The 14,141-nt window shown below is 63.3% G+C and carries 13 protein-coding genes and 1 pseudogene; 8 read left to right on the top strand and 6 right to left on the bottom strand.

The genetic code is table 11. From position 1 onward, the window contains the following. The first annotated feature begins 59 nt into the window (after window positions 1-59). A complete protein-coding gene (locus tag ACX3P1_RS14550) occupies window positions 60-200 on the top strand; it encodes a hypothetical protein (RefSeq protein WP_459080303.1) in 141 nt (46 codons plus the stop codon). Here the strand turns inward: ACX3P1_RS14550 and ACX3P1_RS14545 are convergent. From ACX3P1_RS14545 to ACX3P1_RS14535, 3 genes are read right to left on the bottom strand one after another with little or no spacing between them, the layout of a single operon-like run. After that, complete coding sequence (locus ACX3P1_RS14545) at window positions 173-967, bottom strand: metallophosphoesterase (protein ID WP_459080302.1); 795 nt, start codon at window positions 965-967, stop codon at window positions 173-175. The genes ACX3P1_RS14550 and ACX3P1_RS14545 overlap by 28 nt on opposite strands. A gap of 13 nt (window positions 968-980) precedes the next feature. Beyond that, entirely contained in the window at window positions 981-2,117 is a 1,137-nt protein-coding gene (locus ACX3P1_RS14540; RefSeq protein WP_459080301.1) for an alpha-hydroxy acid oxidase, read from the bottom strand. A 15-nt stretch (window positions 2,118-2,132) separates the two neighbouring features. Then, window positions 2,133-2,921 (bottom strand): FCD domain-containing protein, encoded by a 789-nt coding sequence (locus ACX3P1_RS14535; protein WP_459080300.1) that lies wholly within the window; start codon window positions 2,919-2,921, stop codon window positions 2,133-2,135. 257 nt (window positions 2,922-3,178) lie between these two features. Between ACX3P1_RS14535 and ACX3P1_RS14530 the strand changes: the two genes are divergently transcribed. From ACX3P1_RS14530 to glcF, 5 genes are all read left to right on the top strand, one after another. Next, on the top strand, window positions 3,179-4,447 hold the full coding sequence (locus ACX3P1_RS14530; RefSeq protein ID WP_459080376.1) for a DUF3422 family protein: 1,269 nt from the start codon (window positions 3,179-3,181) through the stop codon (window positions 4,445-4,447). Window positions 4,448-4,577: 130 nt separating this feature from the next. Then, window positions 4,578-6,074: an FAD-linked oxidase C-terminal domain-containing protein gene (locus ACX3P1_RS14525; protein ID WP_459080299.1), complete on the top strand. Its 1,497-nt coding sequence runs from the start codon at window positions 4,578-4,580 to the stop codon at window positions 6,072-6,074. A gap of 1 nt (window position 6,075) precedes the next feature. Beyond that, on the top strand, window positions 6,076-7,335 hold the full coding sequence (gene glcE / locus ACX3P1_RS14520; RefSeq protein WP_459080298.1) for a glycolate oxidase subunit GlcE: 1,260 nt from the start codon (window positions 6,076-6,078) through the stop codon (window positions 7,333-7,335). Continuing rightward, complete coding sequence (locus tag ACX3P1_RS14515) at window positions 7,332-7,718, top strand: DUF4870 family protein (RefSeq protein ID WP_459080297.1); 387 nt, start codon at window positions 7,332-7,334, stop codon at window positions 7,716-7,718. Before glcE ends, ACX3P1_RS14515 begins: the two co-directional genes overlap by 4 nt. A 9-nt stretch (window positions 7,719-7,727) precedes the next feature. Further along, complete coding sequence (gene glcF, locus ACX3P1_RS14510) at window positions 7,728-9,041, top strand: glycolate oxidase subunit GlcF (RefSeq protein WP_459080296.1); 1,314 nt, start codon at window positions 7,728-7,730, stop codon at window positions 9,039-9,041. 229 nt (window positions 9,042-9,270) lie between these two features. On the opposite strand, the gene ACX3P1_RS14505 is transcribed toward glcF, so the two are convergent. Both ACX3P1_RS14505 and ACX3P1_RS14500 read right to left on the bottom strand, forming a co-directional pair. Further along, window positions 9,271-10,188 (bottom strand): bifunctional 5,10-methylenetetrahydrofolate dehydrogenase/5,10-methenyltetrahydrofolate cyclohydrolase, encoded by a 918-nt coding sequence (locus tag ACX3P1_RS14505; RefSeq protein WP_459080294.1) that lies wholly within the window; start codon window positions 10,186-10,188, stop codon window positions 9,271-9,273. A gap of 266 nt (window positions 10,189-10,454) precedes the next feature. Continuing rightward, window positions 10,455-11,222 carry a L,D-transpeptidase gene (locus ACX3P1_RS14500; protein WP_459080293.1) on the bottom strand — a complete coding sequence of 256 codons (768 nt, stop codon included), beginning with the start codon at window positions 11,220-11,222 and terminating at the stop codon, window positions 10,455-10,457. Window positions 11,223-11,437: 215 nt separating this feature from the next. Between ACX3P1_RS14500 and ACX3P1_RS14495 the strand changes: the two genes are divergently transcribed. Next, window positions 11,438-12,076 carry a DNA-3-methyladenine glycosylase I gene (locus ACX3P1_RS14495; RefSeq protein WP_459080292.1) on the top strand — a complete coding sequence of 213 codons (639 nt, stop codon included), beginning with the start codon at window positions 11,438-11,440 and terminating at the stop codon, window positions 12,074-12,076. 5 nt (window positions 12,077-12,081) lie between these two features. Here the strand turns inward: ACX3P1_RS14495 and ACX3P1_RS14490 are convergent, their stop codons facing one another. Next, the gene (locus tag ACX3P1_RS14490) at window positions 12,082-12,288 is read right to left on the bottom strand and encodes a hypothetical protein (protein WP_459080291.1); all 207 of its coding nucleotides are present in this window, start codon (window positions 12,286-12,288) and stop codon (window positions 12,082-12,084) included. A gap of 210 nt (window positions 12,289-12,498) precedes the next feature. Here ACX3P1_RS14490 and hisS point away from each other — a divergent pair. After that, window positions 12,499-14,135 (top strand): annotated as a pseudogene (hisS, locus tag ACX3P1_RS14485) (histidine--tRNA ligase). Window positions 14,136-14,141 lie beyond the last annotated feature (6 nt).

Here is a 14,141-nt window from a genome sequence, read left to right as displayed (position 1 = left end):
TGCGCGTTTCAATGCATTGGTAACCGTACTCGTGCAGGGATGCAGGAAGTTCAACAGAGATGACGACCGTGAAAGCTGCGTTCCTGTCTTTTGCCATGCTCTCGGCCATCGTGCTGTGCGGCCTCGGCATCTATGCCGCCGATGCGGCCAGCAATCACAATGCCGTCGACGGCTACGGCGTCACCGCTTCGCTGCGCTGAACCGTCCCGTCTTCCGACACCGTCAGGATTTCCTTTTTCGCGCCGTCCACGACGAGCGCGGTGAGCCGGCCCGACCGGTAGGCAAGGGTGTCGACATTGACCCGGTTGGCCAGGATTTCGGCCTCCTCGTTCGGCGTGTGGCCGTGCACGATCACTTTCGGGTAGAGGCCGGAATGGTTGTGAAAGACGTCGCGTATCCAGATCAGGTCCTGGCGATCCTGCTGTTCCAGCGCGATGCCGGGGCGGATACCCGCGTGGCAGAAGAAGAAGTCGCCGAAACTTGCTGAAAACGCCAGCGCCCGCAGAAATTCGACATGACTGGCCGGCACGGCCTCGACCAGTTCCGCATGGCTTGTTCGCAAGCTGTTCTTCGGGTGCCGGAACAGGCCGGTCTTATCCTGTTCCAGGTCGACGCCGTAGGACTTTGCCGTCTGCACGCCGCCATACTGCACGAACAGGCTTGCCGGGTCCGGATGATCGAGGAATTCGAGAAAACCGAGATCGTGATTGCCGGCTAGCATGACGGTGCGCGGATCGCGCTTGCGGGCCGCGACCAGCAGATCGAGGACGCCCTTCGAGCCCGGCCCCCTGTCCACATAGTCGCCGAGATGCACGACGCGCCAGTCGGCGACCCCGTCTCGCGCCAGGTCGGCGTTGATGTGGGCATGCATCGCGGCCAGCAGGTCGAGCCGGCCATGCACGTCGCCGATGGCATGGAGACGCATGCCGTCCGGCGCGCGCGCATCGCGAAAATGTATGCCGCTCATCGATGCGCCCATCCTATCGATGCAGCATGTCCTTGCCGACATCGAGGATGTCGCGCTTGCCGCACAGCGCCAGCGTGGTGTCCAGTTCCTTGCGGATGATCTCCAGCGCCTTGGTCACGCCGGCCTTGCCGCCCGCACCCAGCCCGTACAGGAAGGGGCGGCCGATATAGGTGCCCTTGGCGCCGAGGCACAGCGCCCGCAGCACGTCCTGGCCCGAGCGGATGCCGCCATCCATATGGACTTCTATTCTGTCGCCCACGGCATCGACGATCCCTTCCAGCACCGAGATCGAGGAAGGCGCGCCGTCAAGCTGGCGGCCGCCATGGTTGGAGACGATGATCGCGTCAGCACCTGTCTTCGCGGCCATGATCGCGTCTTCCTTGTCGAGGATGCCCTTGAGGATCAGCTTGCCGCCCCAGCGCTGCTTGATCCATTCTACATCCTTCCACGAAAGCTGCGGGTCGAACTGCTCGTTGGTCCATGCGGCAAGCGACGACAGGTCTTTCACGCTCTTGGCGTGGCCGACGATGTTCCTGAAGGTGCGGCGCGGTGTCCCCGCCATCTTGAGGCACCAGCCCGGCCGCGTCGCCAGTTGCCACACACTGCTCGGCGTGAATTTGGGCGGGGCGGACAGGCCGTTGCGCAAATCCTTGTGGCGCTGGGCCAGAATTTGCAAGTCGAGCGTCAGCACCAGCGCCGAGCATTTCGCGGCTTTGGCCCGGTCGATCAGATTATAGACGAAGTCCCGGTCGCGCATCACGTAGAGCTGGAACCAGAACGGCTTTGTCGTCACCGAGGCGACGTCCTCGATCGAGCAGATGCTCATGGTGGAAAGCGTGAAGGGCACGCCGAATTCTTCCGCCGCCTGCGCCGCCAGCATCTCTCCGTCCGCGTGCTGCATGCCGGTCGAGCCGGTCGGCGCCAGCGCCACCGGCATCGACACTTTCTCGCCGACCATGGTGGAGGCGAGCGAACGGTTGGTTATGTCGACCAGCACGCGCTGGCGCAGCTTGATCTTGCCGAAATCCGCTTCGTTGGCGGCATAGGTGCTCTCCGTCAGCGCGCCGGAATCGGCATAGTCGAAAAACATTTTCGGCACGCGCCGGCGTGCCTTTTCCTTCAGGTCGGCGATGGTGAGATCGAGGCTCATGGCGTGTTCCGGTTGCTAGGAGTTGGCTTCATTGGCAGGCGAGCGCTGGCGCAGCCTCAGCCGCGACACGCGCTGCCACTCGTCGTTGCGCTCGGCTTCCGCCATGGAACACTCGACATAGGTGATGTGGTCCATCGCCGCCTTGCGAGCGCCGGGCGGATCGCCGGCCTTGACCGCCGAATAGATGGCGCGGTGCTGGGCAAGCAGCGCCTCGCGCGCGCCGGGCAATGCGAACACCAGCAGGCGGTTCTGGAAGACGCCTTCCGACAGGAGCCGGTAGCAGGAGCGCAAAGTGTGCAGCAAGATGATGTTGTGGGCGCATTCGCCGACCGTGTGGTGGAATTCGACGTCGATCTCCGCTTCGTCTTCGAAATTGCCGGTGCGGTGCGCCTCGTCCATGCGCTCCATGATGCCGTCGAGCAGCGCGAAATCGTGAGCGGTAGCGCGTCGCGCCGCATATTCGGCCGCCACGCCTTCGATTTCGCGCCGATATTCAAGATAATCGCGTGCCGCTTTGCTGTGGGTGGCGAACAAATCCACCACCGGCTTCGAAAAGACCTGGCCAATCACGTCGGCGACATGCGTGCCGCCGCCATGGCGTGTCGTCAAAAGCCCGCGCATTTCCAGCGTTTTCAAGGCGTCGCGCAGGATCGGCCGGGATACCTCGAACTGAAGCGAAAGCTCGCGCTCGCCGGGAAGCCGGTCGCCGGTCGAGAGAACCCCTTCCAGGAGAAGGCTCTCGATCTGCTCCACCACCTCGTCGGCGGTGCGCGAATGTTCGATCCTGGAGAAAATGTCGCTCACCTGCGTGCCTGTGGTTCGACGGCCGGCGCCAAGGATAAAGGCAGCGGCATCAACTGGTCAAATTATTTATCCAATTATTCGATCCCGGCTCTTTCTGCTATCATGCCGGCCATCAAGCTCGCTCCCAAGTTCCGTTTGCGTCGCCTGGAAATTGGTCTTAGTCGCAAAGGCGTTGCAGGCTGGCCAAGCCGAGGGAACCACCCGTGCCGAACAACCCTGCCAATCTCCAGTTCCAGCCGCGCACGACGGGCAGCGTCATGGGCTTTCCGACCCATGAAGGCCGCTCCGGCGCCCTGGGCGAGGTTCATGCGCGGCCACAGCCGCTGGTCCGCACGCCGCGCGTCATGGTTCAACTGTCCTTCATGACCGAGGGCGGTGCCAGCGTCGATCACGCCGTGCTGTGCGAATTGTCGCGTCGGCTGGGCGTCGCCGAGCCCGAGCATCAGGCGCGGCACTACGCCATGCCATGGGGGAACGGCTCGCTGCGCTGGGAGCGCCACACCGAATTCTCCACCTATCTGTTCGAAGGGCCGCTTGGCGGAAATGGCCGCGTCCAGCAGCAATCACCGTTCGGCAACGGATTTTCGCCGCCCGGAACGGTCATTTCCGGCATCAGGCTGGAAATCCGCAAATGGACCGCAGCTGCCGAAAAGCTGATCGCCGGCTTCGACCCGACAAGCCTATGCTACTCGCTGGTCGAGAACGGCAAGGCCGCCATCGTCACCGATTTCCGCCAGGACGGCGACGGGCTGACCCGCATTCTGGTGCTCGACCGGGGCCTGACGCCGGCACGGACCGGTGCGCTGTCGCAGCGCCTCATCGATATCGAGACATACCGGACGCTGGCCATGCTTGGCCTGCCGCTGGCGCTGGCGCTGTCGGGCAGGGCGCGCCGTATAGAAGACAGGCTGGCCGCCATCACCCGCGAAATGAAGGCCTCCGAAACGCGCGATAGCCAGACCCTGCTGGCCGATCTCACCGAATTGGCGGCCGAACTGGAGGCGGATGCCGCGTCGAGCCTCTACCGCTTCGGCGCCAGCCGCGCCTATGACGGCATCGTGCGCGAGCGGCTTGAGGCGCTGGATGAAGCGCCGGTGCCCGGCTACGACACCTGGGCTGGTTTCCTGCAGCGCCGCGTCGCCCCCGCCATGCGCACCTGCCGCTCGGTCGAGGAACGCCAAGCCAATCTGTCGCGCAAACTGACACGCGCCACCACGCTGCTGCGCACCTGGGTCGATGTCGAACTCGAGAAGCAGAACCGCGACGTGCTTGCCTCGATGAACAACCGCGCGCGCCTGCAACTGCGGCTCCAGCAAACGGTGGAGGGGCTCTCGGTCGCGGCCGTTTCCTATTACGTCGTCGGGCTGATCGGGTATCTGGCCAAGGGCGCATCCATATTCGGCCATGCCTTCGCGCCGGAGATCATCACCGCCGCGTCGGTGCCGGTGGCGATCCTGCTGGTCTGGTGGGGTGTGCGCCGCGTGCAGCGCAGCCATTCGGAGCCGGGCAAGACGCCCGGAGAGTAGAACGGTAGCGGCCATTTGACGCTCCGGAAGCGGCGCGTGGCGTCGCATCCGGATTCATCCACTGCGGCATTTGCAAGCAATCGATCCAACTGGTAAAAGCTTTTTACCAGTGAAGCGAGGGGTGCTGCGAATGTCCGGCCTTGTCATGCCGAAACCCGACGATGCCACGCTGGCGCGCCGCGTCGAAATCGTCGCCGACATGCGCCAGATCGTACCGGGCGAGGGCGTCGTCGATGCCGAAAACTCCATGCGCGTCTTCGAAAGCGACGGGCTGACCGCCTATCGCCAGTTGCCGTTGGTCGTGGTGCTGCCGGAAACGGTCGCGCAGGTTTCCCGCATCCTGAAATATTGCGACGCAAGAAACATCCGCGTGGTGCCGCGCGGCTCCGGCACCTCGCTGTCGGGCGGGGCGCTGCCGCTGGAAGATGCCGTGCTTCTGGTGATGAGCCGCTTCAACCGTATCCTCGACATCGACTTTCCCAATCGCACGGTTGTCGCCCAGCCGGGCGTCACCAATCTCGGCATCACCACCGCCGTCGAGCAGGAGGGCTTTTATTACGCCCCCGACCCATCCTCCCAGATCGCCTGCTCGATCGGCGGCAATGTCGCGGAAAATTCCGGCGGCGTGCATTGCCTGAAATACGGGCTGACCGCCAACAATGTGCTCGGCATCGAAATGGTGCTGATGAACGGCGAGGTCATCCGTCTCGGTGGCAAGCATCTGGACGCCGAAGGCTACGACCTGCTCGGCGTCATGACTGGCTCGGAGGGGCTTCTGGGCGTCGTCACCGAGGTCACCGTGCGCATATTGAAAAAGCCTGAAACGGCGCGCGCGCTGCTGATCGGCTTTCCGACCAGCGAACAGGGCGGCCAGTGCGTTGCCGACATCATCGGTGCCGGCATCATTCCGGGCGGCATGGAGATGATGGATCGCCCGGCGATCCACGCAGCCGAGGATTTCGTCCACGCCGACTATCCGCTCGATGTCGAGGCGCTGCTGATCGTCGAACTGGATGGGCCGGGCGTCGAGGTCGATCATCTCATCACGGCAGTTGAGGCGATCGCCATTCGTAATGGCTCCACCACCTGCCGCATTTCGCAGAGCGAGGACGAGCGGCTGACCTTCTGGGCGGGGCGTAAGGCCGCGTTCCCGGCGGTCGGGCGCATCTCGCCGGATTATTATTGCATGGACGGTACCATTCCGCGCGGACAATTGCCGAAAGTGCTGGCCGGCATGCGCGAGTTGTCGGAGCAATACGGCCTTGGCGTCGCCAATGTCTTCCATGCCGGCGACGGCAATCTGCATCCGCTGATCCTCTATGATGCGAACGTACCGGGCGAGTTGAGGAAGGCCGAGGATTTCGGTGCCGATATTCTGCGGCTGTGCGTCAGGGTCGGCGGCGTCCTGACAGGCGAGCACGGCGTCGGCGTCGAAAAGCGCGACCTCATGCCGGAGATGTTCAACCAGATCGATCTCGATCACCAGATGCGCGTCAAATGCGCCTTCGACCCCAACCACTTGCTCAACCCCGGCAAGGTTTTCCCGCAACTGCGCCGCTGCGCCGAACTCGGTCGCATGCATATATCGGGCGGCAAACTGCCGTTCCCCGACATTCCGAGGTTTTGAGTTGACCACCTTTACCCCCACCACCGCCGCCGAAGTTCTCTCCGCCGTCCAGGGGGCGTTGGCGGAAGAAGCGCCGCTGGAAATCGTCGGGCATGGCTCCAAGCGTGGCATTGGCCGGCCTTCGCAGACGGCCCACACGCTCGACCTGGCACAACTTTCCGGCGTCACGCTGTACGAGCCGGCGGAACTGGTGCTGTCCGCGCGCGCCGGCACGCCGCTTGCCGAGATCGAAAACCTGCTTGCCGACAACGGTCAGCAACTTGCCTTCGAACCCATGGACTATGGACCCTTGCTGGGCGGCGAGCCGGGCAGGGGGACCCTCGGCGGCGTGCTTGCGGCAAACCTCTCCGGTCCTCGCCGGCTGAAGGCGGGGGCCGCGCGTGACCACATCCTCGGCATCAATGCGGTTTCTGGCCGGGGCGAGGCGTTCAAATCCGGCGGGCGGGTGGTCAAGAACGTCACCGGCTACGACATGTCCAAGCTGATGGCCAATAGCTGGGGCACGCTGGCCGTCGTCACCGACCTCACCTTCAAGGTGCTGCCTTCCGCCGAAACCGAAACGACGCTTGCCGTGCGCAGCCTGCTCGACGAACACGCTGCCGCCGCCATGGCAATGGCGGTCGGGTCCAGCGCCGAAGTGTCGAGCGCGGCACATTTGCCCTATCCCGCCGTGGCGCGTGTCGCTGGTGGTGCGCTCGGCAACGATGCAGCGACCGTGCTGCGCGTCGAGGGCTTTGGCCCGTCCGTCGCTTACCGCATCGAAACGCTGAAAAGCCTGCTGAAGAATGCCGGCGCGCTGGAAGAGATTTCCGGGGAAACGTCGCGAAAAATATGGGCCGATATTCGCGACTGCGTGCCCTTCGCGGGCGCCGGGAAAAAACCGGTCTGGCGCGTGTCGATGGCTCCGGCCGATGGCCACGCCATGGTGATGACCTTGCGGATGCAGACCGCCGTTTCGGCTTTATACGACTGGCAGGGCGGGCTGATCTGGCTGCGCATGGAACACGGCGAGCCGGAAGCCGACCTGCTACGCGCGCTGGTAAAGCGGCATGGCGGCGGTCATGCAACGCTGGTGCGCGCGGCACCCACAGAGCGCGCGAGCATACCGGTTTTCGAGCCGCAGGCACCGGCACTTGCCGCCCTGTCGGCGCGGCTGAAGGCCGAATTCGATCCGAAGAATATCCTCAACCCCGGCCGGATGGCGTGGGCGGCATCTTCTGCTAGCTTGCCACCCGTTCAAGCAACAGAGGGGATGTCATGAGCGACACGAACAACGAACCGATCGGATCACGCCAGGACGGCGGTTGGTTCGCGCCGGGGCGCACCAATGCACAACTGGTCTATATTCTTTATCTTGCCGGCTTTGTCGTTGGCATCAGCAGCCTGATCGGGCTGGTATTTGCCTATGTCAACCGGGGCAAGTCCGAGGCCTGGGTGGATACCCACTACACGTTTTTGATCCGCACGTTCTGGATCGGGCTCCTGTATGGGCTGGCCTCGTGCCTGCTGATGCTCGTCGCCATCGGTTTTGTGCTGGTGTTTGTAACCGTGGTTTGGGTCATTGCCCGCTGCATCATCGGGCTGCAGGCCGTATCGCGTGGCGCACCAATCGCAAACGCGAATAGCTGGCTTCTGGGCCGTTAGGACAGCACCGTGCAGACCTCATTCACGCTCGCCCAGCTTGCCGATCCGCATGTCGCGGAATCGGAAAAGATCCTGCGCAAATGCGTACATTGCGGCTTCTGCACGGCGACCTGCCCGACCTATGTGACGCTGGGCAACGAACTGGATTCGCCGCGCGGGCGTATTTATCTGATCAAGGACATGCTGGAAAACGGCCGTGCCGCCGATAGTGAGATCGTCACCCATATCGACCGCTGCCTGTCCTGCCTCGCCTGCATGACCACTTGCCCGTCCGGCGTCAACTACATGCATCTGGTCGATCATGCCCGCGCCCATATCGAAAAGACTTACAAGCGCCCGCTGCCCAATCGCGCCATCCGCGCGCTGCTGGCTTTCGTGCTGCCCTATCCGTCACGGTTTCGCACAGCGCTGAAACTGGCGAAGCTGGGCAAGCCGTTTGCCGGCCTGTTCGACACGGTGCCTGCGCTGAAACCGCTTGCCGCCATGCTGCGGCTGGCTCCTGCGGCGGTGCCCACCGCATCGCCCATGGCGCAGCCCGGCGTTCACGCATCCACCGCTGGAGCGCGAAAAAAACGCGTCGCCATCCTCACCGGCTGCGCGCAACCTGTGCTCGATCCGGGCATCAACGAGGCGACGATTTCGCTGCTTAACCGGCTTGGTGTCGAGGTGGTGGTGCCGGAAGGCGAAGGCTGCTGCGGTGCGCTGGTGCATCATATGGGCAAAGAGGAACAGGCGCTGGCTTCCGCCCGGCAGAATGTCGACGCATGGATGCGGCAGATCGAGAGCGGCGGCCTCGACGCCATAATCATTACGGCATCCGGCTGCGGCACGACAATCAAGGATTACGGCTTCATGCTGCGGCTCGATCCGGACTATGCGGACAAGGCGGCAAGGGTTTCGGCGCTGGCCAAGGACATCACCGAGTTCCTGTACGCGCTCGACCTGCCGGAGCCGGCGCAAAAGCCCGGCACCGTCGTCGCCTATCATTCGGCCTGCTCGATGCAGCATGGCCAGAAGATCGTTCGCGAACCGAAGGAGCTTTTGGCCAGGGCAGGTTTCGTGGTGAAGGAGCCGCGCGAGGGGCATCTGTGCTGCGGCTCGGCCGGCACCTACAACATCATGCAGCCCGAGATTTCCGCCCGCCTGCGCGACCGCAAGGTGAAGAACATCGAGGCGACCGGCGCGGCCATTGTCGCCACCGGCAATATCGGCTGCATCACGCAGATCGCGTCCGCTGCCGGCATGCCGGTGGTGCATACGATCAAGCTGCTCGACTGGGCCTATGGCGGACCGAAGCCGGAAGGGCTGGTGGACGGCGCGTAGGGCGCAAGAGCCCCTCTCCGTCTCGCTTTGCGAACCACCTCTCCCCAAAGGGGCGAGGAACCCAGGTTCGGCTTGATCTACGTCAAGCAAAGACAGTGCGCCCACCTGAACGTGGCGCTTCGTACTTTTTGAAGAACACGAACCCTCGCGGGTTCCGGTTCCTCGCCTCTTTTGGGGAGAGGTGGCTCGCGAAGCGAGACGGAGAGGGGCCCTTGGCGCAGTTCCAACGCTACTCCGCTGCCAGTTTTTCCGCCGTGTAGCTGTCCCGGTACAGAGCGCGCTGGCGGCTGAGCGCGACCATGGTGTTGCGCAGCAGGATCGATACCGTGATCGGCCCGACGCCCCCCGGCACCGGGGTGATCCACGAAGCGACATGCCGCACGCTTTCGGTGTCGACGTCGCCGACGATGCGGCTCTTGCCGTCCGGGCCGATCTCGGAATTGATGCCGATGTCGATGACCGCGGCGCCCGGCTTGACCATGTCGGCCTTGATCAGGCGCGGCTTGCCCACCGCGACGAACAATGCATCGGCGCGCCGCGCATGCGCCGCCACCGAGCGCGTCATGTGATGGCAGACCGTCACCGTCGCCCCTTCGCTCATCAAGAGAAAGGCGATCGGCTTGCCGACGATTTCCGAATGGCCGACGACGACCACCTCCAGCCCCTTGAGATCGAGGCCGGTTTCCTTGAGCAGTTCGACCGAAGCGGCGGCCGTGCAGGGCGCGAGGTCAAGCTCGTTATAGACGATGTTGCCGATGGAAGCCGGATGCATGCCCTCCACGTCCTTGAGCGGATGCACCGCCGCCTGGATCGCCTTGATCGGGATATGCGGCGGCACCGGGCGCTGGATGATGATGCCGGTGATGCGCGGATCGGCGTTCATGCCGTGGATCGCCGCTTCCAACTCGCCAGCCGTCAGGTCGGCCGGAAAATTCCGCTCCTCGAAGCCGATGCCGGCCTGTTCGGCCTTGGCGCGCTGGTTGCGCACATAGACACTGACCGCCGCTACGTCGCCGACGGTGATCGACACCAGCTTGGGTGGAAAGCCCTGCGCCGTCGCCTCCGCCGCGTCGCGGGCGACCTCGGCCATGATGCGCTGCGCGACCGGAGCGCCCTTCAAGTAGCGGCTATCGTCTGAGAGGGACATGGCGGACCTTCTGCCGGTGGATTTTGCGCCTACATAGCAGACGGACGCAGCAAAGGGCAGTTCGAAAGCGCAGTTCGGTGCTTTCGGTGCGACTGAGGGCTTTGTTCGAGCGGGGATACCCCCACCCCTAACCCCTCCCCACAAGGGGGAGGAAGACTCTGTCGCAACCAACCCCGACAAACAAAAAGGGCAGCCGGTTTCCCGGACTGCCCTTTTCGCGACCGGCCGCGTTCCCAAGCGGTCCGTCCCCCGTTGTTGAGTGGGCGCTACATCACCACCACGGTCGTGCCGACCGGCACACGCTCATAGAGATCGACCACGTCTTCGTTGCGCATGCGGATGCAGCCCGACGACACCGAACCGCCGATGGTCCAGGGCTGGTTGGTGCCGTGAATCCGGTAAAGCGTCGAGCCGAGATAGAGCGCGCGCGCGCCAAGCGGGTTTTCGATGCCGCCGGCCAGATGCGTCGGCAGGTAGCGGCCCTTGGCCTTTTCGCGTGCGATCATTTCGGCAGGCGGACGCCAGTCCGGCCATTCGCGCTTCTGGCTGACCTTGTGGGTTCCGGCCCATTCGAAACCGGGCTTGCCGGTGCCGACGCCGTAGCGCCGCGCCATGCCATCCTTCTCGACCAGATAGAGGAAATTCTGGGTCGTATCGATGACGATGGTGCCGGGTTTTTGCGGACCGTCATAGGCGACTTCGCGCGGCAGGTAGATCGGATTGATTTCCCGGTGCCTGACCAGCTTCCGAGTCGGCGCGCCTACGGCCGCGGTCCGAACCCGGTCCGGCTGCACCTGGACCCGGTCGACGGGCTGGACGCTGCGCCTTTGCTGGCGCGTGGCGACGGGCGCCGGGCGGGTTTTCCGCACGACGACGCCGGGCTCCTGGCCAAGCTGCATTACCCAGGGGGCGGAAAGATCGGGGCTGACCGTCACGGGCGGCCGTTCCGCATAGCGGTCGTTGGCAGCAGCCGCATTCGCGCCAAGGGCGAGGATCGCCACCGCGCCAAGCAGGGATGGAAACAAAAATTTCATCGGACGCACTCTCGAACTGATCGTCACATGAACCGGGTGGCTTGCCTTCCGGTTTGCGTGATCATTGGCGCGGAGCGGCAACCGAAACATGAATCGGAATGCGTAAAATGCGAGAATGTCAGTAAAGCTTTCGGTGTGGTTACCGGCGGGTGCAGGAATCTGGTAAAGCGCCGGTAAAGTCGCTTCTATCCACGTTAACGAATGGGTTTTTTGCCATGGATGACGAGAATTCAGGCCTGACCGTCGGCCCCGACGGCATCAAGCGCTGCGCCTGGCACGGCAATCTGCCGGATTATCTCCATTATCACGACCATGAGTGGGGCCGTCCCATGGCCGACGACACGCGGCTGTTCGAAAAGATCTGCCTTGAGGGTTTTCAGTCGGGTCTGTCCTGGCTGACCATCCTCAGGAAGCGCGAGAATTTTCGCGCCGCGTTCGACGGTTTCGACATCGACCGCGTAGCAAGGTTCACCGAGGCCGATGTCGAGCGGCTGGTCGCCGATGCCGGCATCATCCGCCATCGCGGCAAGATCGTCTCCACTATCAACAACGCCAGGCGTGCCCGCGAAATGGCCGATGAAGGCGGTTCCCTTGCCGCTTGGTTCTGGAAGTTCGAGCCGACTGCGGACGAGCGGCCGGAGATCGTGGATATCGCCCATCTGCGCGCCAACCCGACCACGGCCGTTTCGGTGCGCCTGTCGAAGGAGTTGAAAAAACGCGGCTGGAGTTTCGTCGGCCCGACCACCGTCTATGCCTTCATGCAGGCCATGGGGCTGGTCAACGATCACCTCGAAGGCTGTGCCTGCCGCGAGAAAGTGGAAGCAGAGCGTCGGGCCTTCAAGCGGCCGGCATAACAGGTTCAGGCGGTGCCGGTCAGCATCATGCCGGCAACGATGGCGGCCGCCGTCGCGAAGGTTGGAAACAGCACCAGCAGGCCGGTCATCAACGCCGCCTGCATGCCGCTCATCTCTGGCTTCTGAACGGCCAGGTCGAACCGCCCGGCAATTTGGCGGCATGCATTGTTCGGCAGGCTTGCTTCATTGTATTCGATTGTCTGCGCGGTCATCGGTTGGAACCCGAGGTTTGTGTTTCAGCTCGGTTATCTTTTGTGATTATGTCGGCACAAAGCCCCGATTAAGGCGGAATTGGTTTCTTTTGCAAAAGCAATGGTGCGGGGCAAACCCTTGCCGCTCCCGGCTGCATCGGTTAGGACAGCCGCGCTGTCGCATGCGGCCTTTGGCTGGGTGGCGCCCACGAAACATCGAGTACAAATCCCATGGCCGACAAATGGAAAAGATGAAGGCGCGATTGCCGCGCGGTCTGGTCGATCGCAGCGCGCAAGACATCCGCGCCGTCGAGACGATGATGGCGAAGATACGGGACGTGTACGAGCTTTACGGCTTCGAGCCGGCCGACCAGCCGCTGATCGAATACACCGATGCGCTGGGCAAATTCCTGCCCGATCAGGACCGGCCGAACGAGGGTGTTTTTTCCTTCAAGGACGATGACGAGCAGTGGCTGTCGCTGCGCTACGATCTGACCGCACCGCTGGCGCGCTATGTCGCCGAAAATTACGAGCGCCTGCCAAAACCGTTCCGCTCCTACCGCGCCGGCTGGGTGTTCCGCAACGAGAAGCCGGGGCCGGGCCGTTTTCGCCAGTTCATGCAGTTCGACGCCGACACGGTCGGCACGCCGGGCGTCGCCGCCGATGCCGAAATGGCGATGATGATGGCCGACGTGATGGAGGCGCTGGGGATTGCGCGCGGCGATTACGTTATTCGGGTGAACAACCGGAAAGTGCTGGACGGGGTGCTGGAGGCCCGTGGCATCGACGAAAATCAGAAGCTCACCGTCCTTAGAAGTCTCGACAAATTCGACAAGATCGGGCGCGCTGGTGTCTTGGAGTTGCTGACTAGCGGTCGGAAGGACGAAAGCGGAGATTTTACGCCAGGCGCCGGATTGGAATCGAAGACCGCGAATGCGATCCTTAGACTTTTTGAAATCCCCAGTATTGTCGGAAAGGAGCCTCTCACCGTCAAATTTGGCGATGAGGTCGTTAGCTTTAACCAGTCGTGGGCTGAGTATTTGAGCAGCTTCAAAGTGAATGGCGAGCCGATATTCCGCCAAGAAGATGCTGCTAAATCGGATGCCTACTGGACAATCCCTATCGTGCTTGCCCTAGCCGATCCAGTGGGGTCGGACCACTCAGGAAATGAGGGAATAGGCGAGCTACTGTCTATCTATGAAATGGTTCGTGCTGCCGGCTATGACGACGGACGCATCAGTATCGACCCCTCGGTCGTCCGTGGCCTCGAATACTACACCGGCCCGGTCTACGAAGCCGAGCTTCTGGCCGAAATCCCCAACGAGGATGGAAAAATCGTGCGCTTCGGCTCGGTTGGCGGCGGCGGGCGTTATGACGGGCTGGTGTCGCGCTTTCGCGGCGAGCCGGTGCCGGCGACCGGCTTTTCCATCGGCGTCTCGCGCCTGATGACGGCGCTGAAGAACCTCGGCAAGCTGGACACGTCCGACGTGGTTGCACCCGTCGTCGTGCTGGTCATGGACAGGGACACGGAAAGCCTCGGCCGCACCCAGAAGATGGTGGCCGATCTTCGCAGGGCAGGCATCCGCGCCGAAATGTATCTCGGCGGCGCCGGCATGAAGGCGCAGATCAAATATGCCGACCGACGCGGTTCTCCCATCGTCGTCATCCAGGGCGGCGACGAGCGCGCGCAGGGCGTTGTGCAGATCAAGGACCTGATCGAGGGCGCGCGGCAGGCCTCAGCCATTGCAGGCCACGCCGAATACAAAGAAGCGCGGCCCGGCCAGGTAACGGTGCCGGAGACGGACCTGGTGGCGGAGGTGCAGAAGATTCTTGCCGCACAAGCCGCTGATCGCAGCGGCGGGCGCTGACGTTCG

The organism is Mesorhizobium sp. A623 (genome assembly GCF_054489405.1).
The sequence above is the reverse complement of the archived record's forward strand: the minus strand, read 5'-3'. Positions and strand labels throughout refer to the sequence as shown.